This is a genomic window from Microbispora sp. H11081 (assembly GCF_012999535.1).
GTDB lineage: Bacteria > Actinomycetota > Actinomycetes > Streptosporangiales > Streptosporangiaceae > Microbispora.
In genome coordinates, this window is sequence record NZ_JABBWV010000004.1 from 382068 (window position 1) to 407229 (window position 25162).

The 25162-nt window shown below is 70.5% G+C and carries 21 protein-coding genes; 12 read left to right on the forward strand and 9 right to left on the reverse strand.

What is annotated here, in order from left to right:
- The first annotated feature begins 135 nt into the window (after nucleotides 1-135).
- Nucleotides 136-1101, forward strand: coding sequence for a 4-hydroxy-3-methylbut-2-enyl diphosphate reductase (locus tag HHX31_RS14090; RefSeq protein WP_169948693.1), 966 nt, complete (start codon nucleotides 136-138; stop codon nucleotides 1099-1101).
- A 9-nt stretch (nucleotides 1102-1110) separates the two neighbouring features.
- Here HHX31_RS14090 and HHX31_RS14095 read toward each other — a convergent pair whose 3' ends face one another.
- Together HHX31_RS14095 and HHX31_RS14100 are read right to left on the reverse strand one after the other, a co-directional pair.
- Nucleotides 1111-1599, reverse strand: a complete 489-nt coding sequence (locus HHX31_RS14095; protein ID WP_169948694.1) for a DUF6542 domain-containing protein — start codon at nucleotides 1597-1599, stop codon at nucleotides 1111-1113.
- Between the two features lie 10 nt (nucleotides 1600-1609).
- Nucleotides 1610-2911 (reverse strand): DNA recombination protein RmuC, encoded by a 1302-nt coding sequence (locus HHX31_RS14100; protein ID WP_169948695.1) that lies wholly within the window; start codon nucleotides 2909-2911, stop codon nucleotides 1610-1612.
- A gap of 109 nt (nucleotides 2912-3020) precedes the next feature.
- On the opposite strand from HHX31_RS14100, the gene ychF reads away from it, so the two are divergent.
- Complete coding sequence (gene ychF / locus HHX31_RS14105) at nucleotides 3021-4109, forward strand: redox-regulated ATPase YchF (protein WP_169948696.1); 1089 nt, start codon at nucleotides 3021-3023, stop codon at nucleotides 4107-4109.
- Between the two features lie 18 nt (nucleotides 4110-4127).
- On the opposite strand, the gene HHX31_RS14110 is transcribed toward ychF, so the two are convergent.
- Entirely contained in the window at nucleotides 4128-4577 is a 450-nt protein-coding gene (locus tag HHX31_RS14110) for a VOC family protein (RefSeq protein ID WP_169948697.1), read from the reverse strand.
- A gap of 444 nt (nucleotides 4578-5021) precedes the next feature.
- Here HHX31_RS14110 and HHX31_RS14115 point away from each other — a divergent pair, with 444 nt between their 5' ends.
- The 10 genes from HHX31_RS14115 to HHX31_RS14160 all read left to right on the forward strand — a co-directional run bounded on the left by HHX31_RS14115 (nucleotide 5022) and on the right by HHX31_RS14160 (nucleotide 18245).
- Nucleotides 5022-5858, forward strand: coding sequence for a hypothetical protein (locus tag HHX31_RS14115; protein ID WP_169948698.1), 837 nt, complete (start codon nucleotides 5022-5024; stop codon nucleotides 5856-5858).
- A 376-nt stretch (nucleotides 5859-6234) separates the two neighbouring features.
- Entirely contained in the window at nucleotides 6235-7245 is a 1011-nt protein-coding gene (locus HHX31_RS14120; protein WP_169948699.1) for a conjugal transfer protein, read from the forward strand.
- Nucleotides 7246-7295: 50 nt separating this feature from the next.
- Nucleotides 7296-7583, forward strand: coding sequence for a hypothetical protein (locus HHX31_RS14125; protein ID WP_169948700.1), 288 nt, complete (start codon nucleotides 7296-7298; stop codon nucleotides 7581-7583).
- A gap of 22 nt (nucleotides 7584-7605) precedes the next feature.
- Complete coding sequence (locus HHX31_RS14130; protein ID WP_169948701.1) at nucleotides 7606-10056, forward strand: TcpE family conjugal transfer membrane protein; 2451 nt, start codon at nucleotides 7606-7608, stop codon at nucleotides 10054-10056.
- A gap of 30 nt (nucleotides 10057-10086) precedes the next feature.
- On the forward strand, nucleotides 10087-12564 hold the full coding sequence (locus HHX31_RS14135) for an ATP-binding protein (protein WP_169948702.1): 2478 nt from the start codon (nucleotides 10087-10089) through the stop codon (nucleotides 12562-12564).
- Nucleotides 12561-15014, forward strand: a complete 2454-nt coding sequence (locus tag HHX31_RS35645; RefSeq protein WP_311931779.1) for a type IV secretion system protein — start codon at nucleotides 12561-12563, stop codon at nucleotides 15012-15014. The genes HHX31_RS14135 and HHX31_RS35645 overlap by 4 nt, the downstream gene beginning before the upstream one ends.
- A complete protein-coding gene (locus tag HHX31_RS14145; protein WP_169948703.1) occupies nucleotides 15014-15652 on the forward strand; it encodes a hypothetical protein in 639 nt (212 codons plus the stop codon). The genes HHX31_RS35645 and HHX31_RS14145 overlap by 1 nt, the downstream gene beginning before the upstream one ends.
- Nucleotides 15649-16770: a bifunctional lytic transglycosylase/C40 family peptidase gene (locus HHX31_RS14150; protein ID WP_311931780.1), complete on the forward strand. Its 1122-nt coding sequence runs from the start codon at nucleotides 15649-15651 to the stop codon at nucleotides 16768-16770. The genes HHX31_RS14145 and HHX31_RS14150 overlap by 4 nt, the downstream gene beginning before the upstream one ends.
- Nucleotides 16767-17198 carry a (deoxy)nucleoside triphosphate pyrophosphohydrolase gene (locus HHX31_RS14155; RefSeq protein ID WP_169948704.1) on the forward strand — a complete coding sequence of 144 codons (432 nt, stop codon included), beginning with the start codon at nucleotides 16767-16769 and terminating at the stop codon, nucleotides 17196-17198. Before HHX31_RS14150 ends, HHX31_RS14155 begins: the two co-directional genes overlap by 4 nt.
- A gap of 93 nt (nucleotides 17199-17291) precedes the next feature.
- Entirely contained in the window at nucleotides 17292-18245 is a 954-nt protein-coding gene (locus HHX31_RS14160) for a hypothetical protein (protein ID WP_169948705.1), read from the forward strand.
- 47 nt (nucleotides 18246-18292) lie between these two features.
- Here HHX31_RS14160 and HHX31_RS14165 read toward each other — a convergent pair whose 3' ends face one another.
- From HHX31_RS14165 to HHX31_RS14190, 6 genes are all read right to left on the reverse strand, one after another.
- A complete protein-coding gene (locus HHX31_RS14165) occupies nucleotides 18293-19045 on the reverse strand; it encodes a succinate dehydrogenase/fumarate reductase iron-sulfur subunit (RefSeq protein ID WP_169948706.1) in 753 nt (250 codons plus the stop codon).
- Nucleotides 19045-20931: a fumarate reductase/succinate dehydrogenase flavoprotein subunit gene (locus tag HHX31_RS14170; protein WP_169948707.1), complete on the reverse strand. Its 1887-nt coding sequence runs from the start codon at nucleotides 20929-20931 to the stop codon at nucleotides 19045-19047. Before HHX31_RS14170 ends, HHX31_RS14165 begins: the two co-directional genes overlap by 1 nt.
- Nucleotides 20932-20940: 9 nt before the next feature.
- Nucleotides 20941-21726: a hypothetical protein gene (locus HHX31_RS14175; protein ID WP_169948708.1), complete on the reverse strand. Its 786-nt coding sequence runs from the start codon at nucleotides 21724-21726 to the stop codon at nucleotides 20941-20943.
- A gap of 147 nt (nucleotides 21727-21873) precedes the next feature.
- Complete coding sequence (locus tag HHX31_RS14180) at nucleotides 21874-22311, reverse strand: response regulator (protein ID WP_169948709.1); 438 nt, start codon at nucleotides 22309-22311, stop codon at nucleotides 21874-21876.
- A complete protein-coding gene (locus tag HHX31_RS14185) occupies nucleotides 22304-23899 on the reverse strand; it encodes an ATP-binding protein (protein ID WP_169948710.1) in 1596 nt (531 codons plus the stop codon). The genes HHX31_RS14180 and HHX31_RS14185 overlap by 8 nt, the downstream gene beginning before the upstream one ends.
- Before the next feature lie 50 nt (nucleotides 23900-23949).
- A complete protein-coding gene (locus HHX31_RS14190) occupies nucleotides 23950-25125 on the reverse strand; it encodes a PP2C family protein-serine/threonine phosphatase (RefSeq protein ID WP_169948711.1) in 1176 nt (391 codons plus the stop codon).
- Between the last annotated feature and the right edge of the window lie 37 nt (nucleotides 25126-25162).

Sequence of the window (25162 nt, forward strand, 5' to 3'; positions counted from 1 at the left end):
TCAGAGCGGTCTGTAGGACTGTCGTTATGGCTCTAAGGACGGACATTTCGGCTCCCGGGGAGATAGATATCTGGTACACCCAGTCTTGCAAGACCAGGGTCAAGAAGCGGCTCGCGTTCCACATAGCATAGGAACATGGACGTGCAGACCTCAGCGACCCGCCGTGTCCTGGTCGCCAAGCCCCGCGGTTACTGCGCGGGGGTCGACCGTGCGGTGGAGGCGGTGGAGCGGGCGCTGGAGCAGTACGGCGCGCCCATCTACGTACGCAAGCAGATCGTGCACAACACCCACGTCGTGAAGACGCTGGAGGAGCGCGGCGCGGTCTTCGTGGAGGAGACCGAGGAGGTTCCCGAGGGCGCCATCGTCGTCTTCTCCGCCCACGGCGTCGCACCGGCCGTGCACGAGGAGGCCGCGCGCCGCCGGCTGCGGACCGTCGACGCGACGTGCCCCCTGGTGACCAAGGTGCACAACGAGGCCAAGAGGTTCGCGGCCAAGGACTACGACATCCTGCTCATCGGGCACGAGGGGCACGAGGAGGTCGAGGGCACCGCGGGCGAGGCGCCGGAGCACGTCCAGCTCGTTGACGGCCTCGACGGCGTCGACGCGGTGTCCGTACGCGACCCGGAGAAGGTGGTCTGGCTCTCCCAGACGACCCTGTCGGTGGACGAGACGACCGAGACGGTCGCGCGGCTGCGGACGCGGTTCCCCAACCTCATCGACCCGCCGAGCGACGACATCTGCTACGCCACCTCCAACAGGCAGACGGCCGTCAAGCAGATCGCCGCCGAGTCCGACCTGGTCATCGTCGTCGGCTCGGCCAACTCCTCCAACTCCAAGCGGCTGGTCGAGGTCGCCAAGGACTACGGCGCGGCCGCCTCCTACCTCGTCGACGACGCCTCGTTCGTACGGGACGAGTGGCTGGAGGGTGTGCGTACGGTCGGTCTGACGAGCGGCGCCTCCGTCCCGGAGGAACTGGTGCAGGGTGTGCTCGCCAAGCTGGCCGGCCATGGCTTCACCGACGTCGAGGAGGTCGAGTCGGTGCGGGAGAGCATGCGCTTCGCCCTGCCGCACGAGCTCCGCAAGGACCTCCGCGCGGTCTGACCGGCGGGGTCACTCGTCGGCGGCCCTGCCGTACACGCGGGGCTCGAAGTAGCCCTCGGGCTCGGGGTCGAACCCGCCGCCACGGCGGGAGCGGGAGGCATGGGCCGGGGCGGGCGCAGGCGCGCCCCGCAACTCCTTCACGTTGGCGGGCAGGCCGCGGAACCACGCGGCCCCCAGGGCCAGCGCGGACCCGAGGAACAGCCACGGCGCGCCGGACGACAGCGCGGTGAACATGCCGAGCCCGAACGCCTTGAGCGCCGAGCCGGACCCGAGCGCCCGTACGAGTTCCACCATCAGGGCGGCGGTGAAGAAGACCAGCGGGGGCGTCACCACCAGCGGCAGCAGGTCCCTGGGACGCACCAGCAGGGCCGCGGCGAGGCACCCGGCCACGAACGCCGGCCCGGGCAGGAACGGCATGCCCACCACAGTGATCACGAAGAGCATGACAATCGCCCCCCGAGCGGTCAGCCGCAGCCCCGCTCGACCGGTGCCTGTCATCGGGCCCCCCTTACGACAAGTCTCGCGTCAATTTACCGTTCTGAGGATGCGGGGGAGGGGCGCTTACCCGCTCTTCACCATCGAGTTCCGGGATGGCGACCGGCCGGGGGACCTCCTCCACCGCCGCCGGGGCGTCGAGCGAGTAGTCCACCAGGCCGAGGTCGTTCATCTTCCGCGCGCTGACCAGGACACGGCTCTCCAGCGAGCCGACTGTCTGGTTGTAGGCGGTTACCGCTCTGGTGAGCGCCTTGCCCAGGTTGTCCACGTGCCGCCCGAGGGCGCCGAGCCGGTCGTACAGCTCCTTGCCGAGGTCGAAGACGGCCTTGGCGTTCTCGTTGACCGCCGTCTGCTGCCAGGCGTACTGCGCGGTGCGGAGCATCGTGACGAGCGTGGTCGGCGTGGCGATGTGGACGCGCCTGCGCATGGCGTGCTCGAGCAGTCCGGGGTCGCGCTCCAGGGCGGGCGCGAGGAACGCCTCGCCGGGGATGAACAGGACCACGAACTCGGGCGACGGGCTGAACGCCTGCCAGTAGGACTTGGCCGCTAACCGGTCCACGTGCTCGCGCAGGTGCCGCGCGTGGGCGTCCAGCCGGGCCGAGGCGAATTCGGGATCGGCGGCCTCGGCCGCGTCCAGGTAGGCCGCGAGGGACACCTTCGCGTCCACGATGACGTTCTTGCCGCCGGTGAGCCGTACGACCATGTCGGGCCGGACCACGCCGTCGCGGGTGACGGCGCTCACCTGCTCGTCGAAGTCGCAGAAGCGGGCCATCCCGGCGATCTCCGCCACCCGGCGCAGTTGCAGCTCTCCCCAGCGGCCCCGCGCCTCCGGCCGCTGCAGCGCGCGCACCAGGGCGTCCGTCTGCGCCTTGAGCCGGTCGGAGCTCTGCCGTACGAACTCCATCTGCTTGCTCAGCTCCGCGCGGGCGGCGCGGGCGCCCGACTCGCTCTCCCTGAGCTGGTTCTCCACCTTGGCGAGGGTCTCCCGCAGCGGCGCGACCAGGTTCTCGACCGCCTGCCTGCGCTGGTCGAGATCACCGGCGGCCTCCGCTCTCGTGGTGTTGAGCCGGTTCTCCGCGAGTTCGAGGAAGCGCAGGTTGGCGACATCGAGCGCGTGCGCGGAGACGGCCTGGAACCGCTCGGTGAGCTGGTTCTCGACGTACGCCACCTTGTCCTCGGCCGCCCGCGTCCTCGCCTCGGCCTCGGCCACCCTCGCGGCGGCCTGGGCGGCACGGCCGGCCGTCCGTGCCGCGGCCAGCGCGAGGCCGATCACCAGCCCCACGGCGACTCCCAGTACGAGTGCGACGACATCCACGGTCTGGATGATTTCAGGCATTGGCGTGCCAAACAGGGAGGCGCGCCTGGGAGCGGGCCGAGGCCGTCGATGTCCGGCGCACCCGCCGAGACCCCTAAACTCGGGGTACGTGAGCCTGAGCATCGGCATCGTCGGCCTGCCCAACGTCGGCAAGTCCACTCTTTTCAACGCCCTGACCAAGAGCGGGAACGCCCTGGCGGCCAACTACCCGTTCGCCACGATCGAGCCGAACGTGGGCATCGTCGGCGTGCCCGACTCGCGTCTCGACAAGCTGGCGGAGATCTACGGCTCCGCGCGCATCCTTCCCGCCAAGGTCGAGTTCGTCGACATCGCGGGCCTGGTGAAGGGCGCGTCCGAGGGCCAGGGCAGGGGCAACCAGTTCCTCGCGAACATCCGCGAGACCGACGCGATCTGCCAGGTCATCCGGGTCTTCTCCGACCCTGACGTCACCCACGTGGACGGCGAGGTGGCGCCGGAGCGGGACATCGAGACGATCAACACCGAGCTGATCCTCGCCGACCTGCAGACGATCGAGAAGGCGCTGCCCCGCCTCCAGAAGGAGGCGCGCACCAACAAGGACCGCAAGGTCCTCCTGGAGGCCGCCGAGGCCGCAGCGAAGCTGCTCGACACCGGCACCACCCTGTACGCCGGGGGCAAGGCGGCCGGGATCGACCTCGCCGACCTGCGCGAGCTCCACCTGCTCACGGCCAAGCCGTTCCTGTACGTCTTCAACCTCGACGCCGACGAGCTGATCGACGCCGACCTGCGGGCCAGGCTCTCGGCGCTCGTGGCGCCCGCGGAGGCCGTGTTCCTCGACGCCAAGATCGAGTCCGAGCTGGTCGAGCTGCCCGACGACGAGGCGCTGGAACTGCTGCAGTCGGTCGGCCAGGAGGAGTCCGGTCTCGCCCAGCTCGCCCGGGTCGGCTTCGAGACGCTGGGCCTGCAGACGTACCTGACCGCAGGGCCCAAGGAGGCCAGGGCCTGGACGATCCGCAAGGGCGCCACCGCTCCCGAAGCCGCCGGGGTCATCCACACCGACTTCCAGCGCGGTTTCATCAAGGCGGAGGTCATCTCGTTCGACGACCTGGTGGCGGCGGGCTCGATGGCCGCCGCCCGGTCCGCGGGCAAGGCCAGGATCGAGGGCAAGGACTACGTGATGCGCGACGGCGACGTCGTGGAGTTCCGCTTCAACGTCTGACCCTGCGCCCGCGCCGCACTAGACCACGTCGAACTCGTTGCCCTCGGGGTCAGCCATCGCCACCGCGTAGTGGTCGACCCCGGGCTCCGACAGCACCCGCACCACGGACGCCCCTGCCTGGACGAGCCGCTCCACCTCGGCGTCCACTCGCGCCTTCCTGACCTCCAGCGGCACGTCCTCCCGCCTGCCGCCCGCCTTCACGTCCAGGTGGAGCCTGTTCTTGACCACCTTGCCCTCAGGCACCTGCTGAAACCAGATCCTCGGCCCGTGCCCCTCGGGATCGACGATGCTGTCGCTGCCGTCCCCCTCGCCCAGTTCGTCCTCCGGCACTCCGATACCGCGCCAGTAGTCCCGCCAGGTCTCGAATCCATCCGGCGGCGGCTCCACCGTGTACCGCAGCGCGCTCGCCCAGAACCGGGCCATCCGCTCGGGCGCCGCGCAATCGATGACCAGCTGATAAGAGACCATGGCGGCCATCCTGCCGGACCCCGGGCGCGCAAAGCGGCGGTCACGGCGGCGAGGGCCCGCCATCGGGCGTGAGCGGCGGGCTCGCCGTGCTCCGGGCGCGGAAACCCCGCGACGATCAGGGCAGGACAATCTCAGACTGCTCCGCCGTCCAAGCAGTCGCAAAACGCCACCCCGCATCACCCGGCGCAGCTCTCCCTCCGGTCAGATCCTCGATGGCCTGCGTAAACGCTTGAGCCAACTGACCTAGACGCATTCGGGAAGCACGATGAAGCATCGAGATGAGGCCGTTTGGGTGCGAAGTCGCCCGTATTTCTCCCTTTCGCGACAAATTTCATTTCGTGTCGTAATCCGGCATGAATGTGAAGGGAGCGGCCTAATTCGGGCACCGGGATAAGCCCAGGTGGCCCGACCTGCCGAGGCCTGATCGGGCCCAAGGAGGGGACCATGCATCGGAAATCCAAACAGCTCGCTCTCGCGGCGATCGTCGCCTCGACCTGCACGGCCGGCGGAATCGCGCTGCTCGGCGGTACCGCCTCGGCGGCCACGAGCGCACCCCTCGCGGGCGAGCCCGGCTCGGTGCGGGTGACGTCGTACACCGTCAGTGAGCCGCTGCTTGCGGAATCCGCGTCCCAGCTCAGGACGATCTCGGCACCGCTGATCAGCGCGCCGCTGATCGAGGAGAGCGCGCCGGTCTTCGTCTCGCAGGCGTACCCGACGACCGGCCTGATGTCCCAGGCGCCGCAGCTCACCGTCTCCATGCCGGAGATGCCCGTACCGAGGCTGCCGCGGACCGTCTCGGTCACGGTGCGCGAGCAGTTCCCGGCGCAGTGGTCCCCGCGGGAGTACAGCCGTTCCAGCCTGTACAGCTCGTCGTGGCGCAGCGAGTCGCCGCGTACGGAGAGCCTGCGGAGCGAGTCGTTCCCTGGCGCGTCGATGGAGCAGACGGCGGCGGAGGCCCGCCAGAGCATCAGGGACGAGGCGACCAACGCCAGGCAGCAGATCATGCAGGAGGCGACGAACGCGCAGCAGCGCATCGAGCAGATGTCGCTGAACGCACAGCAGCGGTTGTCCGAGGCGCAGTCGTCGGCGAGCGAGTCACAGAGCTCCTCGCTGCCGCAGAGCGCTCCGGAAAGCGCCACGGAGAGCAGCACTCTGGAGAGCGCCCCTGAGAGCCTCCCGTCCTCTACCTCGGGGTCGGAGAGCGTGCCGCCGGCGGGCATCCCGGAGACCTCGCTCGAGTCGTCCTCCTCGTCCTCCTCGTCCTCCTCGGAGGCGTGCTAGTAGGGCGCAGGCAGCGTTCACGACACGACGGCCCCGCCAGGTGCGGGGCCGTCCGCTGTCCGTCGGCTGTCCGCGCGCGGGGGTGCGGTCGGTTTCGATATGCCTGCGAGCTGCGAAGACAGCAATAGGTGGCGGTTAGGTAATCGATGTACCGGCTGGCCAGGCGTAACGTGCTTTTCCGCGGAGTGGATAGGCGTGGGGCGTCTCGACGGGATGTGGACCCGGTTTGCTCGGTCGCGGCGATGCTTGCACCATGGGCGTGGCTTACCTGGAAGAATTGGCGAGACCGCTAGGGTGAATACTTCAATGCGGTTAACCGGATCGAGAGCAAGAGGAAACCGCGCCAGCCGGAGGGATCGGCGCGAGCGGAGGCGTGATGGCTCGCAGGTCAGACGTCCAGCAGGATCCGCGGATCGCTGGCGACCCTGACCCGTACCCACTGGAAGGCTTCGATCCGGCGAGCGCCGGGCGCGCCGCGGCCCCCCGCCGCAGAGGCTGGAGCGGCGGCGGAGGCCGCTGGCTCGTCTGGACGGGGCGGGTCATCGTCTGGGCGCTGATCGTCGTCATCGTGGTCAACGGCGTCCGTGCGATCTTCGAGCGCTCCCTGGAGGGCGACGGCGTCCCCGCGCCGGCGGCCGGGACGGCGACCTCCGGGTTCCCCACGACGCAGGCGGCGGCCTTCGCCAACCAGTTCGCGGCGGTCTACCTCAACTACGACGCGGCCAACCCCCAGCAGCGCGCGGAGCGGCTGAGGGCGTTCCTGCCCGAGGGCGCGGACGATCAGTTCGGATGGAACGGCTACGGGCGCATGTCGGCGGGGGCCTTCCAGTTCGCCGGGATCGAGGTTGCCGACGACCACAACGCCCGGGTGACCGTGACGTACCAGTCAGGGGGCAGCCGTGGGCTGCTGTCCGTGCCGGTCTACTACGACAACGGCAGGTTCGTGGTCTCGGCCCAGCCGGCCCTGCTGCCCGCGCCGGGTCCCGCCGGCCTGCCGCAGCTCCCCGACCCCGACCGCGACTCCGCCACAGAGGCCGAACTGCGTCCCCAGCTCGAAGGCTTCTTCAAGGCGTACGCCACCGGCAACCAGGTTGACCTGCAGCGGTACGTCGCGAGCGGGGTGACCGTCAACGGGTTCGGCGGCGACTTCACCCTCGCCGAACTGAAGGACGTCGTGGTCCCGCCGGGCGGCACCGACAGCAGGAAGGTCACGGCGGTGGTCGTGTGGGCGGTGGCGTCCGGCGACCAGGTGGCGCAGGCGAGCCCGGCCCAGGACCCGGCGGCGGAGCCCGCCGGTCTCGAGCAGGCCTATCAGTTGACGATCGAGAAGCAGGGCGGCAAGTGGTTCGTCAGGGACATCCAGGGTGCGAGCCGGTCCGTGGGGTAGCGCATGCACGGCACAGACATCGCTGATCCATACCCCCGGGAGGGCGAGAGTTGATACTGAAGACCATCACGGACCATGTGCTCGATCTGGCGGCGCCGTCGGCGCCGCCGACGACGGGCATCAACACCGAAGGTCTCGCCGACTTCCTCCGGAAGTTCTTCGCCCCGCTCTTCCTCGCGATCGTCTCCGTCGTGGCGCTCTTCTTCCTCTTCACCCGTGAGATCACCAGGTTCGTCCAGTTCATCATCCTGGCGATCGCGATCGGCGTGATCTTCTACGTTCCCAACATCATCGAGGTGACGGCGAAGGCGATCGCGGGCGCACTCGGCATCAAGTGACCGGGCGGAGAGGAGGTTCGGGGTGGATCTGCCCACATATACCAATATCTGGCGCATCGAGAAGCGGCTGTACAAGCTGTACGACCTACGGCTGCCGATGCCGCTTCCGGTCGTCTGGATCGGTGTGTTCGTGGGTGTCTCCGTGCCGTGGTGGGTCTTCCTCTACCTGATCGGCCTGCCCTTCGCGGCCCCGTGGCACGTCATCTACCTGGTTCCGCCCGGCGTGCTGACCTGGCTGTCCACCCGTCCCGTCATCGAGAGCAAGCGTCTCACCGAACTACTCCAGTCGCAGCTCCGCTACATGAGCGAGCCCCGGACGTGGTGCAGGATGGCGCCGTTCGACGAGCCGGACGAGGTCGCGCTCACGGCGCGCGTCTGGCGGACCACGCCGCCGGTTGTGTCGGTGACCGAGAGGGCGCCACGCAAGGCGCGCCGTACGGTCTCGGTCAAGGTGCCCGTCCGGGAGGTCGCCGGGACCGGCGCTCGGCGGTCCTCGCGGGCCGCCGCGCGAGGGGGCGCGAGCCAGGTCGATCCCTCGCGTGTGGTGCGCCCGGCCGTGGCGGCCGCGGCGGCCGCCGCCGCTCCCGTCGTCGCCGACCCCCCGGCCCCCCCAGTACCCACCGCAGTGCCCACCGCTCGTGCCGTCCCGCCAGGTGAGCGCGTCTTCTACCTCCAGGCGGAGCCGCGGGCCGGGCAAGGTCCCGTACGTGAGGAGGCCCAGGGCAGCCACACCGGCAGCCACACAACCAGCCACGCCACCAGTCACACAACCAGCCCCGCCACAGCGCCCGCGACCGGCCCGGCCCAGGAACTCGAGTGGCGGGATCACGAGAGCCCCGAGGGTCACGAGCGGGGCCCTGTCCCCGCCGCTCCGGAGGCCGCCGCCACAGAGGCATCCACCGAGGCATCCACCGAGGCCACCGACGCGCCCGCCGTCCCGCCCATCGGCACGGAGACGCTGCGCCGCCTGCGCAGGCTCGCCGCTTCGGCGGAACCCCGCACCGTGACGCCCTCCGGCGCGCCCGCCATCACCGGAGCACCCGCGCGGCCCGGCGAGCAGGCGGCGGAGGAGCCCGCGCAGGAACAGCAGCAGGAGCAGCGGCAGGAGCAGGCGCCGGTGTCCGGGCCGCGCGAGCCCGCCGGCGGCGAGCGGGAGGCCGAGGCGCTGGAGCAGCACCGCAAGGGCCGCCCGCCGAGGCTCGTACGGCCCCGCGCGCCGCGAGAGGCCTGGATCGAGATGCCCAGGGCCTCCTCGCCAGAGCCGGAGCGGACGCAACCGGCGGCGGACGAGGCGCCCCCGGCGACCGGAGACACTCCCGCGGAGCCCGCGGCGCAGGCCGCGCCGGAGCGAGGGACGCCCGCACCGGGGTCCCGGCCGTACGAGAACGCGGGGAGCCCGTCACACAGCACGTCCCAGGCCACACCTCCATCGGCCGCCGCAGGAGTGTCGATCAGGGCCGTGCCCGCGGGGCCCCGGGCGGCAGGCCCGGCCGGTCCCGCCCGGCCGTCGTTGCCCGCCGCGGGCAGGACCACCCCCGGCAGGCCGGCGCACGAGGAGCCGCCGCGGCTGCGCCGCGTCGAGGCCGTCGTCGGCCGTGACACCTCGGGCGGCTGGCGGCGGCTGGCGCAGGTCGTCGTCGGCGGCAGCCGTACGGACGGCATGGAGATCGACGAGGCCAGGGCCCGTGTCCCGCTCACCAGCAGCAGCCGGATCATGGTGCTCGGCTGCACCGGCGGCGCGGGGCAGACGACCACGGCGTTAATGCTGGGCCACACGCTGGCCCGCTACCGCGATGACCGCGTGCTCGCGCTGGACGCGAACACCGGAGAGGACACCCTCACGACGAGGATCGCCGCGGAGTCCCCCGAGACGCTGAGCTCGCTCATCGAGAGCTCGGAAGAGGTGACCGGCTATCTCGGCATGCGGGCGTACACGACGCGCTGCGAATCGGGACTGGAGGTCGTCGGGGCGGACACCGACGACCGCGTGACGCAGCGACTGGCGGATCGCGCGTTCCTGGCCGACTGGCGCAGGACGCTCGCCGCGCTCGACCGGCACTACCGGCTTACCGTGATCGACCCCGCGGCCGCGCTGGCGGCCCGGCTCCTGCCGTACGCCGACCAGCTCGTGCTGGTCGCCCCCGCGAGCGAGGACGCCTCGGAGGCGGTGGCGATGACCTACGAGTGGCTCGACGGGCACGGCTGCTCCGACCTGCGACGACGCGCCGTGATGGTGATCAACGGCGTGAGCCGCCGCAGCCTCCCCGACGTGGAGCAGGCCGAGGCGGTGGCCAGCGGACGCTGCCGGGCCATCGTCCGGGTGCCGTGGGAGGACGAGCTGGCCCCGGGACGGCCGGAACCGGTCGACGTCAATCACCTCCGAATGGGCGGCCGCAGGGCGTACGTTGCGCTTGCGGGTGTGATCGTGAGCGGCCTGGCGACCGTCCAGGCCAAGCAGGAGGTGGCCAGATGAGGGGCGAGCGAGGAAGCTGGTGAGGGGTCGATGAGCAGGGCGCGCAGTCGCCTCGCGGTGCGTTACTTCGACGATCGCGTTCTCCTCACCGACTCGGCGGCCTGGGCCTACTTCCGGCTGCCGACGGTGAGTTACGAGTTCCTCACCCCGGAGGAGCGCGAAGCGCTGGCCACCAACATCACGATCGCGCTGGCCGCGATCAGGATGCAGGACGCCGAGGTGCACCTGCGGATCGCGCACCGGGCCTATCCGGCCGCCGAGTGGGCCATGGCGCTCAACTCGACCTCGGACGAGGGCCCCGGCTGGCGGGAGTACCTGGAGGAGATGTACCGCCACGTCTGGGCCAAGGACTTCTGGAGCAAGGAGGTCTACCTCGGCGTACGGCTCGGGCCGCGCGGCGCGCAGCTCGGCACCGGCGTGCTGGCCCAGATCTTCGGGTTCTACCAGCGCGGGGAGAAGAGCCTCGGCATCGAGGACGACCACGTGCAGGACAAGGAGATCGCCCGGTGGACCGAGGCCGCGGAGCGGCTCGGCCGGGCTCTCGCCTCCAGCGCGTTGTACGCCCGCCACGCCACCTCCACGGAGATCGCCTGGCTGTACCAGCACGCGGCGGCGGGCGGCCTCGGTGAGCCGCTGCCCTCGGCCACGCCGCGCCGCAGGTGGGGCAAGGGTGAGATCGAGTCGCTGGTCGAGGGGCAGATCCACAACGGCAGGTCGCTGCTGCGCATCGAGCAGCCCGCCGGGGACTCCTGGACCGCGCACCTGTCGTTCGCCCGGTTCCCCGACCTGATGCCGTTCCCCGACGGGGAGCCGTGGCTGCACTTCGCCGACCAGTTGCCGTTCCCGGTGGAGGTCTCCAGCCGGATGCGGCTGATCCCCCCGGTCAGGGCGAGCAAGGACGTGGCACGCAAGCTGGCCCACGCCCGTGACATGGACATCCACATCCGCGAGGCGGGCGCGGAGGCGCCGCTCGCGCTGGCCGAGCAGATCGACGCCGCCCGCATGCTGGAGCACGGCATCACCAAGGAGCGCCTGCCGTTCGTGTACGGCTGGCACCGGCTCAGCGTCAGCGCGCCGACCGAGGAGATATGCGTCCAGCGGGTCGAGGCCGTGGTGGAGCACTACCGCGACATCGGCATCGACGTGGTCAACTCCACCGGCGACCAGTTCTCGCTGTTCTGCGAGGCCCTTCCCGGCGAGCGGCTGCGGGTCAACGCGTACGCCCAGCGGCAGCCGCTGCGCACGATCGCGGGCGGGATGTCCACCGCGACCGTCGAGCTGGGCGACCGGGTGGACGAGTCGAACGCCGGGTGGATCGGGCCGTACGTCGGGGAGACGCTGGGACGGGCCCGCAGCATCGTGCACTTCGACCCGCTGGTCGCGGCGGCGCGCAACCGCCCGACCGCGATCGCGATCACCGGTGAGCCGGGCGGCGGCAAGACCACGCTCGCCCTGCTGCTGATCTACCAGATGGCGCTGCGCGGCGTCACCATCGCGGTGATCGACCCCAAGGGCGACGCGGAGTCGCTCGTACGGCTGCTGCAACGGCGGGGCCGCAAGGCGCGGATCATCCCGCTGGGGTCGGCCGCGCCTGGCCTGCTCGATCCGTTCTCGTTCGGCGACGACATCGCGACGAAGAAGACGATGGCGACCGAGACCCTGCGGCTGCTGCTGCCGAGGATGTCGGAGGAACGTGAGTCCGCCATGATCCAGGCGGTCGCCGCGGTCTCGAACGAACCCGACCCCTCACTGGGCAAGGTCGTCGACCACCTGGAGCAGTCCACCGACCCGGCGTCGAAGAACCTCGGGGCCGTGCTGCGATCGATGTCGGAGATGCACCTGGCCCGGTTGTGCTTCGACGCCTCCGGCGGCGACCAGATCGACACCGAGGGCTGGACGACCGTGTTCACGCTGGGCGGCCTCACGCTGCCCGACGTGATGACGGTCAGGGAGGACTACTCCTACGAGCAGCGGCTGTCGGTCGCGCTGCTCTACCTGGTGTCGCAGTTCGCGCGCCGCCTGATGAACGGGCTCGACCGGCGCACGCCCAAGGCGATCTTCCTGGACGAGGCGTGGGCGATCACGTCCACGCCCGAGGGCGCCAAGCTCGTGCCCGAGGTCTCCCGGATGGGCCGTTCGCGCAACACGGCGCTCGTGCTGGTCTCGCAGAACGCAGGTGACCTGCTCAACGAGCAGGTGACCAACTGTCTGTCGTCGGTCTTCGCGTTCCGGTCGACAGAACGCGTGGAGGTCGAGCACGTGATGGAACTCCTCGGCGTGGACCCGTCCGAGGAGCACAAGGCGGTGCTGCGTTCGCTGGGCAACGGCGAGTGCGTCTTCCGGGATCTGGACGGCCGGGCGGGCCGTATCGGGGTGGACCTGATCTCGGAGGAACTGCTGCGCTGGCTTGACACCAATCCGACACACGACAAACCGAACGAGAACGTGCATGATCTTCTTGATGGGGGCTCCGGTCGGTCGGGGGTCGCGCAGGAGGTGCGATCGTGAGCGTGCGCAGGAACGGTCCCAGAGGCCGCACCCGAGAGGGTGGCAGACGCGGCAGGCGGATTCGCCGGAGCCTCGCCCTGCTGTTCGTCGCCTTCGCGGCGTTCGTGACCCTTCCGCTGGTCTTCCCGTCGGAGACGGCGAGCGCGGTCGGGCCGTGTGACCTGTCGCCGGCCCTCGCCCCGGAGATCGTGGGCGGCGGCGTCGACGGACTGGTCCAGCCGCCCGCCGTGGACACGGCCGGGGCCGCGGCTGGGACAGCGCCCGGGACCGCGGCCGGGACCGCGGGCCAGAACACCGAGCAGGCGCCGAAGGAGCCGGCGACCAACTACGAGCGGTACGGCATGGCCGGCCAGTTCTGGCACACGTACGACCTGGGGTGTTCCGACGTCACGGCCGTGCTCGGCAACGCCTGGGCGAACACGGTCTTCTCGTGGGCCAAGGCCGTCGACCGGCTGACGATCAGCACCTACCAGGCGGCGGCCACCGAGGGCCCGCTGCAGCCCATCAAGGAAGTCGCCGACGAGATCGTCACGAACCTCGCCGACGCGATGTACTGGCCGTACCTGCGGCCGATCGTCATCCTCGGCGCGATCTGGCTGGCGTGGTACGGCCTGATCCGCAAGCGCGCGACGACGACCACCGAGGGCGTCATCTGGATGGTCCTCGCGGTCACGGTCGCGATCTGGTTCTTCAGCCGCCCAGGCGACTTCACCGGCCTCGGCAAGACCGTGACCGACAAGACCGGCGAGATCGTCAACTCGGCCTTCTCCGGGCTGCCGGGAGCGGGCGGCGCGTCCTGCCTGCCCATGAAGGAGACCGCGCCAGGCGAGGTGCCGAGCGCGCCCACGGCGGGCGGCTACGGCCGCCAGGGCACCCCCGGCGTCGACCAGAACGCCGACGCGCTCTGGTCGGTGCTGGTCTGCAAGCCGTGGCTGATGGGCGAGTTTGGCACGGCCGATCCCGACGCCGGCCTCGTCAAGGGCCTGGGCCCGAAGGTCCTGAACCTCCAGGCGATCGACGCGAAGGAACAGGCGGCCGGCCAGGTTCCGGCCACCGACGAGCACCAGAAGCGGTTCGAGGAGGAGGTCGCCAAGCCGATGCAGAGCACCTCGGCGTACTTCCTCTTCCAGGGCAAGGACTGGACCAGCCGCCTGGGCATCGCGATCGGCGCGTTCATCGCGGCGATGGTCGCCGGTCTGCTCATCTTCCTCGTCGCGGTGTCGCTGCTCGTCCTCAAGGTCGGCTTCCTGCTGTTGCTGATGCTCGGGCCGATCTTCCTGTTGATCGGCGTGCATCCGGGCTCCGGCCGCATCATCGCCATGCGCTGGGTGGAGATGCTGGTCGGCACCCTGCTGCGCCAGGCCGTGCTGGCTCTGGTGCTGGGGGTCCTCGTGTACGGCTACGCGCTGATCATCTCGACCAGCTTGCCCTGGGGCATGCAGATCCTGTTCATGGCGCTGATGACGATCGCGGTCTTCTTCTACAGACGGCCTTTCCAGCATCTGTTCGCCTCCATGGACGGGCACACGATCACCACCCGGATGCTCGGCGAGGCCACCACCGCGCCGACGCTGTCGCGGGCGGCCAACGCGCTGCCGCCGGTCGCGGCGGCCCGGGCCGCCCGGTGGGGCCTGCGCAAGGCAGAGCCGGTCATCGGCGCGGCCGCCATGGCCACCGGCGCGGGCACGGCGGCGGCCGCCGCCGCGGGCGTGGCACAGGGCCGGGTGCGCGGCGAGGAGGGCGCGGGCGCCGTGGCCGCCCAGGCGGGAGCCCGCGCGGGGGCGCAACCCGCGCCGCTCGACGCCGACGCGCAGGGGGCGGGCCGCCGCAAGGCCGGAGTCGCCGCCGCACGCCCGGGAACGGCCCCGCCGCTCAACCTGTCGGGTGTCAGGCCCGCCGGCCCGGCCCGGCCCGGCCCACGGGGCGCGACACCGGGGGCCTCTGCTGCTCCGTCGGCTCCGTCGGCGGGGAGCCCGGCCACCCCGCTCCAGCGGGTCACCGCCGCGTCCCCCGTGTCCCCCGTGTCCCCGGCGTCCCCCGCACCGTCCCGCAACGGTTCGAGTGGCGGCTCCAGCGGTGGTTCGGGTGGTGGTTCCGGCGGCGGCTGGTTCAGCGGCAGGTCGGGCGGCTGGGCCTCCAGGCCGTCGTCCCCCCGGCCGTCCGGCGGCGGGGGCGGGTTCTTCGGCGGCTCGCGCGGCTCGTCGGGCAGGTCCTCCGGCTCCGGTGGCTCGGGTGGCTCGGGCGGCCTGTTCGGCGGCTCGTCCCGGCGGAACGACGGCGGCCGTTCCCGGCCCGCCCCTCCGCGTGACTCCGGCTCGTCCTCCAGCCGTCCCCGGTCCGCCGAGCCGCCCCCGCTCTGGCTGCCGAGCAGGGGAGCGGGCACCCGCCGCGACAGCGACGCGCCGACCCCGTTCTGGGCCAAGCCCGCCGATCGCGACTCCGGCGACTGATGAGAAGCCGCAACAGCGATCGAGGCAAGGGCCTGGCCTTCGCGGCGGCCGTCGTGGTGCTCGCCGCCGTCGGCGTCTACCTCACGATGGCTTCGCCGTCCGACGGCGACGAGCAGCCCCGGGAGCAGTCCGTCGGGGCGACCGCCCCGGCGACGAGGGCGGCGCGGGAGCCCGGCCCGGTGGCCACGACCCCCGGCGCCTTCGACGTCTACGCGTACCTGCCGCTGTCGAGGGAGGAGATCGGCGCGGCGGCCGACCTGGCGCGTCGTTTCACCGAGGCGTACGGCACCTTCGCGGCCGGTGACGAGCCCGCGGCGCGCGCCGACCGGCTGACGCGGTTCGCGACCGCCGAGTTCGCCGGCCAGCTCACCAGGACCGTCACCGACCCCGCGGTGGTGGACCAGAACGAGGCCGACCAGGTGACCTCGAAGGGGTCGGCGAAGGTGGCGACGATCCGCGACATGACGGCCGCCCAGGTGGTGTTCGTCGTCGACTCGGTCCGCCACGTGACGGACAGGAACGGCCAGAAGGAGGTGCCTGAGCGGTTCGCCGTGACCGTGGTCAAGGCGGGGGCCGACTGGCGGGTGTACGACCTGCAACTGGCCGACGCCGGTCAGGACGGAGACACCTCGCCGTGACCGCCTCGACGCGCGTCGTGCGCCGGCTCGCGTCGGCGGGGCGGGACTGGCGGATGATCGCCGTCGCCCTGGTAGTGATCGTGCCCGCCACGCTGTTCGGCTCGATCATCCTGATGACCCCGAGCCCGTCGATCCTCTTCGGCGGCGGCGCGGCGGCCGACTGCGCGGAGGCGGCCACGGCGGACGCGGCGGACGTCTCGGAGACGGCCCAGGGCGATATCCCGCAGGAATACCTGGAGCTCTACAAGAAGGTCGGCAAACAGGTCGGCGTGCAGTGGAACGTCCTGGCGGCCATCGGCAAGCGGGAGACGAACCACGGGCGCTCGACGTTGCCGGGTGTGAGCAGCGGCACCAACTACGCGGGGGCCGCCGGGCCGATGCAGTTCCTCATCAGCACCTGGGGCGGCCAGGCCAAGCTGAAGATCAAGCCGGACATCAACGGCTACGCCTCCGACGGCGACGGGGACGGCTACGGCGACGTCTACAACCCGGCGGACGCCATACTCGGCGCCGCCAAGATGCTGAAGCGCAACGGCGCGCCCGACGACCTCAGAAGGGCGATCTTCGTCTACAACCGGGCCACCTGGTACGTCGACCAGGTGCTGGAGATCGCCAAGCGCTACGCGGCGACCGGGGACATCGGCGTGCCGCCCGAGGCCGACCCGGCCTGCGACTCCGGCTACATCGACAGCGCCGACGGAGACGTCGTACGCCAGATCCTCGAGTACGCTCTGGCGCAGCGGGGCAAGCCGTACCGGTGGGGCGGCACGGGCCCGGACGCCTTCGACTGCTCGGGGATCATCTACATGGCCTATCGGAACGCGGGGCTGACCATTCCGCGGACGACCTTCGGCCAGTGGCCCTTCGGCGTGAAGATCGAGGAGGGCGAGGAGAAGCCCGGCGACCTCGTCTTCTTCAACTCGGGCCCGGGAACGTCCGCGGACAATCCCGGGCATGTCGGCATGGTCGTGTCGCCAGGGAAGATGATCGAGGCACGGTGCACGCTGTGCGGGCCGATCAAGGTCACGACGTACCGCGACCGGCCGAACATCGTCGGCTACACCAGGCCGCTGGCGAACGAGACCGTGCTCGCGCAGCTCAAACGGGCCCAGACGTGACGCGTCTCGTCGTCGGCGCCGCGATCGTCGAGGACGGCCGACTCCTGGCCGCCCAGCGCGCCGCGCCCCCCGAACTGCGCGGCCGCTGGGAGTTCCCCGGCGGGAAGGTCGACCCGGGCGAGGATGAGCGTGCGGCGCTGGTGCGCGAGTGCGCGGAGGAACTCGGCGTCGAGGTCGTCGTCGGACGCCGCGTCGGCGGGGAGTGGCCGCTGGGCGGCGGCTCCGGCGGCTCCACTGGCGGCTCTTCCGGCGACTATGTGATGCACGTCTGGCTCGCCACCGTGGTCGAGGGAGTGCCCCGCCCGCTGGAGCACCTGGCGCTGCGGTGGCTGGAGCCGCACGAGTTGTACGACGTCGACTGGCTTCCGGCGGACCTGCCGGTCGTCGCCGCGATAGAGAAGCTGCTCCCCGGCTCGGCGACCACATAGTCACCGAATCGTTCGCAAGATCCGGCTTTGTTGGTCCTTTGCCCGAACTACAATCAGGCTTGACCTCGGAGCCAGGCCGACGGGAGGCGAGCGGTGATCGGACGCGCGTACGTGAGAGCCGCCTCCTCGGCGGTCGCGTCCGTGGGCCTCGCCACGGTGGCGGTCCTGGTGATGGGCCCGGTGCTCGGCGCCAAGGCCGATCCGGTGGAGCCGTGCGACCCCGTCCAGGATCCCCAGTGCGCCGTCGTCACGGTCACCGTCACCCAGACGCCGCCGGTCAGCCCCACGGCCCCGGCGAGCCCCACCAGCGAGCCCGTGGTGACCAAGACCGTCACCATCACGCCGACGCCGAAGCACACGACCAAGACCCCCAAGCCGGCGACGACGACCACCGCTCCTCCCGCGTCCACCCAGGAGCAGGAGCCCCCGCCGCAGACCACGCAGACGCTCCCCACGCTGCCGGACGCGTCCACCTCGAGCCCCAGCCCGTCGCCCGACGACGGACAGGTGGTCCTGCCCCAGGCGACCGCTGAGTCGCCCGACGTGGCGCAGCAGACCACCCCCACAACCGGCCCGTCGTTCGAGCAGCCCGATCCCGAGACGGTGCCGATCGAGATCCGCAACGCGTCTCCGGAGTACGACAAGCCGACGCAGGCCCACCGGCTGGCCATCCCCGCCGCGGTGCTCGTGGGCATCGCGCTGATCGCCTGGCTGATCTTCGAGGGTCGGTTGCGCAGGATGGCGCACGCCGCCGCCGTACGGCGCGGAGGCCCGGTGGCGCCGCGGACGACGGCTCCCGAGCCGGCCGCGTACCCGGCGGCCGCGCCCGGCTACGCCCCGATGGTCGGCTTCGTGCCCGTCCAGCACTACCCGATGGGTTATCCGCAGCAGCCCTACGGCTACCCGGCGCCGTACGGCTACGCCCAGCCGTACGGATATCCGCCGGCGGACCCCGCCCAGATGCAGGTCCCGCCGCAGGCCCAGCAGCAGGTTCCGCAGCACCCCCCGCAGCAGCCTCCGGGCGAGGACCCGAACACCCGCCGCTGAACGAGAAAGCGCCGATCGGACCTGCCGATCGGCGCTTCTTCGTGAACTCAGCGCTGGCGCTTGAAGATCTTCGATCCCAGCCAGACCAGCGGGTCGTACTTCCGGTCGACCACGCGCTCCTTCATCGGGATGATCGCGTTGTCAGTGATCTTGATGTGCTCCGGGCAGACCTCGGTGCAGCACTTGGTGATGTTGCAGTAGCCGAGGCCGTGCTCGTCCTGCGCCGACTCCTTGCGCTCCGCCACGTCGTACGGGTGCATGTCGAGCTCGGCGATCCGGATGAAGTAGCGCGGGCCGGAGAAGGCCGGCTTGTTCTCCTCGTGATCGCGGATCACGTGACAGACGTTCTGGCACATGAAGCACTCGATGCACTTGCGGAACTCCTGCGACCGCTCGACGTCGACCTGCTGCATGCGGTACTCGCCCGGCGCGACGTCGGCCGGAGGGGTGAACGACGGGACCTCGCGGGCCTTCTCGTAGTTGAACGACACGTCCGTCACCAGGTCCTTGATGACCGGGAACGTCCGCAGCGGCGTGACCGTGATGGTCTCGTCCTCGTCGAAGGTGGACATCCGGGTCATGCAGCCCAGCCGGGGCTTGCCGTTGATCTCCATCGAGCACGAGCCGCACTTGCCGGCCTTGCAGTTCCAGCGGACCGCGAGATCGGGAGTCTGCGTGGCCTGGAGCCGGTGGATGACGTCGAGGACGACCTCGCCCTCGTTCACCTCGACGGTGAAGTCCTCCAGGCGGCCCTCGCCGCCCTCACCGCGCCAGATGCGAAACTTCGCCTTGTATCCCATCACGACTCCTTGACCGCGGCGTCGTACTCCGCCAGCTCATCCTCGGTGAGGTACTTCTCCAGCTCGGAGCGCTCGAACAGACCGATGAGGTCGCCCCGCATGGACGGCTGGATCTTCTCCTCGACCGAGATGGAGTCGCCGTCCTGGGAGGCCGCGCAGACCAGCAGCCTGCGCCGCCACTCGGCCGACATGCCCGGGTAGTCGTCGCGGGTGTGACCGCCGCGGCTCTCCTCCCGCAGCAGCGCGGCCTTCGCCACGCACTCGCTCACCAGCAGCATGTTCCGCAGGTCGAGCGCCAGGTGCCAGCCGGGGTTGTAGATCCTGCTGCCCGAGGAGGCGCAGTTCTTGGCCCGCTCCTTGAGCTTCTCGATGACCTGGAGCGCCTCGCTGATCTCCTCGGACTTGCGGATGATGCCGACCAGGTCGTTCATCGTGCGCTGCAGCTCGTGGTGGACCTCGTACGGGTTCTCCCCGCCGCTACGCTCCAGCGGGGCCAGCGCCTCCGCCTTCGCCTCGTCGAGACCGGTCACCGCCGGCCGCTTGGCCAGCCCGTCCACGTACGCGGCGGCTCCCGCGCCGGCCCGGCGGCCGAACACCAGCAGGTCGGACAGCGAGTTGCCGCCGAGGCGGTTCGAGCCGTGCATGCCGCCGGAGACCTCGCCGGCCGCGAACAGGCCGGGCACCGACGCAGCGCCGGTGTCGGCGTCCACCTCGACGCCGCCCATGATGTAGTGGCAGGTCGGGCCGACCTGCATGGGCTCCTTGGTGATGTCGACGTCCGCCAGTTCCTTGAACTGGTGGTGCATCGACGGCAGCCGCCTGATGATCTCGGCGGCGGGCAGGCGGGTGGACACGTCGAGGAACACGCCGCCCTGCGGTGACCCGCGCCCGGCCTTCACCTCGGCGTTGATCGCCCTGGCCACCTCGTCACGGGGCAGCAGCTCAGGCGGACGCCGGTTGTTGGCCTGGTCGTCGTACCAGCGGTCCGCCTCCTCCTCGGTCGTGGCGTACTTGTCCTTGAACACTTCCGGGATGTAGTCGAACATGAAGCGGCGGCCCTCGGAGTTGCGCAGGACGCCGCCGTCGCCGCGCACCGACTCCGTCACCAGGATGCCGCGCACCGACGGAGGCCAGACCATGCCCGTCGGGTGGAACTGGATGAACTCCATGTTGATGAGCTTCGCGCCGGCGAGCAGGGCCAGCGCGTGCCCGTCACCGGTGTACTCCCAGGAGTTCGACGTGACGACGTACGACTTGCCGATGCCGCCGGTGGCCAGCACCACGGCGGGGGCGTCGAAGACGATGAAGTCACCCGTCTCGCGCCAGTAGCCGAAGGCCCCGGAGATCGCGTCCCCGTCCTTCAGCAGCCGGGTGACCGTGCACTCGGCGAACACCTTGATGTACGCCTCGGGGTCGCCGTGCAGCTTCTCGTCCTCCTGCTGCAGGGCGACGACGCGCTGCTGCAGGGTGCGGATCAGCTCAAGGCCGGTACGGTCGCCGACGTGCGCCAGGCGAGGGTACTCGTGGCCGCCGAAGTTGCGCTGGCTGATCTTGCCGTCCTTGGTGCGGTCGAACAGCGCACCCCAGGCCTCCAGCTCCCAGACGCGGTCCGGCGCCTCCTTGGCGTGCACCTCCGCCATGCGCCAGTTGTTGAGGAACTTGCCTCCGCGCATGGTGTCGCGGAAGTGCACCATCCAGTTGTCGCTGCTGTTGACGTTGCCCATCGCGGCGGCGGCGCCACCTTCGGCCATGACCGTGTGGGCCTTGCCGAAGAGTGACTTGCAGACGATGGCCGTCCGCTTGCCCTGCTGCCGCGCCTCGATCGCCGCGCGGAGTCCCGCTCCACCGGCTCCGATGACGACGACGTCGTATTCGTGACGCTCCACGTGAAATCCTTATGCGAACGGGAAGTTGATGACGCCCTTGGCGACGAGCCGCACGTACAGGTCGGCGATCATGACGGAGAACAACGAGGCCCAGGCGAACTGCTGGTGCCTGGCGTTGAGCTTCGAGACCAGGGTCCAGGCCTTGTAGCGCAGCGGGTGCTTGGAGAAGTGGTTCAGGCGCCCCGCCGTGATGTGCCGGCACGAGTGGCAGCCGAACGTGTAGCCGAGGATCAGCGCCGCGTTCACGAGCAGGATCCAGGTGCCGAGCCCCGCGGGCTTGTGCACCAGCGCGAGCAGCGCGTCGTACGTCAGGACAAGGCCGATGAGAATGGCGAAGTAGAAGAAGTACCGGTGGATGTTCTGCAGGATCAGCGGCAGACGCGTCTCGCCGGTGTACTTCCCGTGCGGCTCGGCCACGGAGCACGCCGGCGGCGACAGCCAGAACGACCTGTAGTAGGCCTTGCGGTAGTAGTAGCAGGTGAGCCGGAACCCACCGGGCAGTCCGAGGATCAGGATCCCGGGCGGCAGCGTGTACCAGTCGCCGAACGGGGCGAACCCGAACAACCGCGCGCCCTCGGGACACGACGTCGCCAGACACGGCGACGAGAAGGGTGCGATGTACGGGTCGGTGAAGTAGCTCCCGTCAAAGGTCGCCCACACACCGTAAATCAGGAACAACAGGAGCCCCGCGAATGTTAGCGCCGGGGCCAGCCACCATCGGTCGGTGCGAAGAGTGCGCACCCTTATCTGCGCGCGCTGTTTCCTTGCCGCGCTGTCGGCCGTTGTCTGGGTCATCGGAGACCTTCCACCCTCACTGACTCCGCGCACGCCGGAGCGACCGCGCCGTACTGCTCAGGCCGTGCGCGTTATTGGTGGGGCACACATTACGACGAGCACATCACGAACTGTGAGGAGGGTCACTCCTCCTCCATGTGATCTCGGTCACTTCCCCGGCAGTTTGACGACGGTCACGAAGAATTCGTCGACTTGCCGTACTACCCGCGTGAACTGGTCGAAATCCACGGGTTTTGTGATGTACGCGTTGGCGTGCAGGTTGTATCCACGCAGGATATCCTGCTCGGCCTCCGATGTGGTGAGGATCACAACGGGGATGCTCCGCAGGGAGGGGTCCTTCTTGACCTCCTCCAGCACCTCGAAGCCGTTGACGCGGGGCAGGTTGAGGTCGAGCAGCACCAGGTCGGGCCGGGGCGCCGAGGCGTACGGGTCCTCGCCGCGCAGGAAGGCCAGCGCCTGCTCGCCGTCGTTCACCACGTGGAGGTTGTTGCCGACCTTGTTGTGGGAGAACGCCTCCCGGCAGAGCAGGACGTCGCCCGGGTCGTCCTCGACCAGGAGGACTTCGATCAGGCGGAATTCAGTCATCGGGATCTCCAAGGGCCGGCAGCGTCCAGCGGAACGTGGCTCCGGCGCTCTCGTTCGTGTCGAGCCAGATCCGGCCGCCATGATATTCGACGATCTTGCGGCACAGTGCCAGTCCGATGCCCGTCCCCGGGTAGACGTCTCTCGGGTGCAGGCGCTGGAAGATCAGGAAGATCCGGTCGGCGTACTTCGGCTCGACGCCGATCCCGTTGTCCGCGCAGCTGAACTCCCACATGTCGCCGTCCCTGCGTACGCCGATGTGGATCAGGGGAGGCTCGTCTGAGCGGAACTTGAGCCCGTTGCTGATGAGGTTCTGGAAGAGCTGGGTCAGCAGCGTGGAGTTGCCGACGGTCTTGGGCATGTCGTCGTGGGTGACGGTCGCGCCGGTGTCCGACAGGCGGGAGTCGAGGTTGCGCAGGGCGGCGGCCAGCGCGTCGCCCGTGTCCATCTCCACCCGTTCCGCGCCGACCCGGCCCACCCGGGAGAAGTCGAGCAGGTCGTTGATGAGCAGTTGCATGCGGCGGGCGCCGTCGACCGCGAAGCCGATGTACTGCCTGGCGCGGTCGTCCAGGCGGTCGGAGTAGCGCTGCTCCAGCATCTGGGTGAAGCTCGCCACCTTGCGCAGCGGCTCCTGCAGGTCGTGACTGGCCACGTAGGCGAACTGCTCCAGCTCCCGGTTGGAGCGCTTGAGCTCCTCGGCCTGCTCGGCGAGCTGCTGGCGGGCCTCGACGGACGACCGCCACTCGCTCATGATGCGGCGGCGCATCCCGTCGATGTGGCCGGACAGCTCCCACAGCTCGGCCGGCCGGTCGACCCCCAGCTCGTGGTCGAAGTCGCCCGCCGCGACCGCCCGGACCTGCCGCGTGAGCGTCGCGATCGGGCGGACGACGGCACGGCGCACGATCAGCGCGCAGAAGGCGATCGCCAGCACCATCGCGCCGAACAGCGCCGCGACCGCCCAGTAGATCGTGTTCCACCCGGAGTACAGCCGATCCCTGGCGACGTCGTGCAACTTCCCCAGCACGGCCTGCTGCTTGTCGAGCGCGACCCTGACCGCCGAGAAGCGCTCCAGGTTGTGCCTGGCCAGGTCGGTGAGCGGGCCGGGGCCGCTGGTGCGTGTCCGCGTGACCACGGGCTCCGCGTAGTCGCGCCGCCAGGCGTCCGTCGCCTCGGCGAGCTCGCGGATCTGATCTCGCACGCCGTACCCCTGGGGCAGGTGGGGGAGGAGAGCGGCGAGGGCGTCGTTGGCCGACCGCTCCTCCGCGACGCCCTGGCGGTAGGTGTCGAGGTACTGCTGCTCGCCGGTCAGCCCGTACCCGCGGATCGCGCCCTCCTGCGTCTGGACCGCGCGGGCGATCCGCAGCGTCTCCAGGGCCGCGGGGTCGACCGCGTCGACGAGGGTCCGCCGGGCGTCGTACGTCGTGGAGAGCGCGAGCAGGATCGCGGAGAGCGCGATCAGGAAGATGACCAGGACGCCCGTTCCCGCGAGGAGGAACCATCGGCTGACCGGGAGGCGGGCGGTCCGCCCGGCCGATGCCAGCGGGGGCAGCGGGGGCGGGGCCGCGCCGTCCGGCTCCTGCGAGTCAGGCATGGTTTCAGGCATGGTGTCGGGCGTGGTTTCGGGCATGGTTTCTGGCATGGTCACGCGCCGCCCTCCCGCACTCGCTGCCTGGGATGGCCGCGGGCCACGAGCACGGCGGCGACGTCGTCGTGCATGGCGCCGTCGAGGCTGGTGATGATGCGGTCGAGGTCGATGCCCTGCTGGGCCCTGATCAGGTTCGCGAGCCCCTCGGTGCCGAGCAGGTCGCGGTTCTCGCCGACCGTGGCCTCGATCAGGCCGTCGGTGTAGAGCAGCAGCGACCACCTGTCGCCCAGCGTGACGTCGATGGGCGACCACTCGATGTCCGGGAAGATCCCCAGCGGCGGGCCCGACGGCGTCTCGGTGACCACGCCGAGCACGCCGTCGCGCAGGATCAGCGGCGGCGGGTGGCCGATCACGTGGAGGCGGGCGGTGGTCAGGTCGGGAGCGATGGTCGCGCTGCACATCGTGGTGAAGATCTCCGGTGACTTGCGCTCGTGCCGCAACAGGGTGTCGAGCGTGCGCAGCACGTCGTTGCCGGTCTGCCCGGCCAGCACCAGCGTGCGCCAGGCGATGCGCAGCGCCGTGCCGAGCGCCGCCTCGTCGGGGCCGTGCCCGCACACGTCGCCGATCAGCACGTGGACCGCACCGTCCGGCGTCTGCACGGTGTCCCAGAAGTCGCCCGCGAGCAGCCCGCCCGTACGCCCGGGGAGATAGCGGGCCTGGTGGTGCAGGAGCATGGGGTCGAGCAGGGGGACGGGCAGCAGGCCGCGTTCCAGCCGGGAGTTCTCCTTGCTGACGATGCGTTCCTGCAGCAGTTCGCGCATGGCGATGTCGGCGCGCTTGCGCTCAATGGCGTACCGGATGGCGCGGATCAGCAGACGGGCGTCGACGTCCTGCTTGACGAGGAAGTCCTGCGCCCCCGCGGCGACCGCCTCGATGCCGACGTGCGCGTCCCCGAGCCCGGTGAGGACTAGCACCGCCGTCTCGGTGGTCATGGCGAGCACCTGCTGGAGCGCCTCCAGCCCCGAGGCGTCGGGAAGAGAGAGGTCGACGAGCACACACTGCACGTCGTCGGTGAGCCGCGCCCGCCCCTCGGCGAGCGTCCGCGCCCAGGTGATCTTCGGCGGCCTGTCGGCGCCCGCCAGCAACTCCTCGACGAGAAACGCGTCGCCGGCGTCGTCCTCGATCAGCAGGAGGGTGAGCGGATCGGGCAGATCAGGAGGGACGGGGGTCACGAACGCCTCTCGTCAGCGTCGGCATCATCGTGGGTAC

Excerpts from the sequence above, each read along its gene's own strand:
- HHX31_RS14175 (WP_169948708.1), bottom strand. The coding sequence starts at position 21,726 with ATGACCCAGACAACGGCCGACAGCGCGGCAAGGAAACAGCGCGCGCAG.
- HHX31_RS14165 (WP_169948706.1), bottom strand. The coding sequence starts at position 19,045 with ATGGGATACAAGGCGAAGTTTCGCATCTGGCGCGGTGAGGGCGGCGAG.
- HHX31_RS14090 (WP_169948693.1), top strand. The coding sequence starts at position 136 with ATGGACGTGCAGACCTCAGCGACCCGCCGTGTCCTGGTCGCCAAGCCC.
- HHX31_RS14185 (WP_169948710.1), bottom strand. The coding sequence starts at position 23,899 with ATGCCTGACTCGCAGGAGCCGGACGGCGCGGCCCCGCCCCCGCTGCCC.
- HHX31_RS14110 (WP_169948697.1), bottom strand. The coding sequence starts at position 4,577 with ATGGTCTCTTATCAGCTGGTCATCGATTGCGCGGCGCCCGAGCGGATG.
- HHX31_RS14135 (WP_169948702.1), top strand. The coding sequence starts at position 10,087 with ATGAGCAGGGCGCGCAGTCGCCTCGCGGTGCGTTACTTCGACGATCGC.
- HHX31_RS14120 (WP_169948699.1), top strand. The coding sequence starts at position 6,235 with ATGGCTCGCAGGTCAGACGTCCAGCAGGATCCGCGGATCGCTGGCGAC.
- HHX31_RS14145 (WP_169948703.1), top strand. The coding sequence starts at position 15,014 with ATGAGAAGCCGCAACAGCGATCGAGGCAAGGGCCTGGCCTTCGCGGCG.
- HHX31_RS14115 (WP_169948698.1), top strand. The coding sequence starts at position 5,022 with ATGCATCGGAAATCCAAACAGCTCGCTCTCGCGGCGATCGTCGCCTCG.
- HHX31_RS14180 (WP_169948709.1), bottom strand. The coding sequence starts at position 22,311 with ATGACTGAATTCCGCCTGATCGAAGTCCTCCTGGTCGAGGACGACCCG.
- HHX31_RS14095 (WP_169948694.1), bottom strand. The coding sequence starts at position 1,599 with ATGACAGGCACCGGTCGAGCGGGGCTGCGGCTGACCGCTCGGGGGGCG.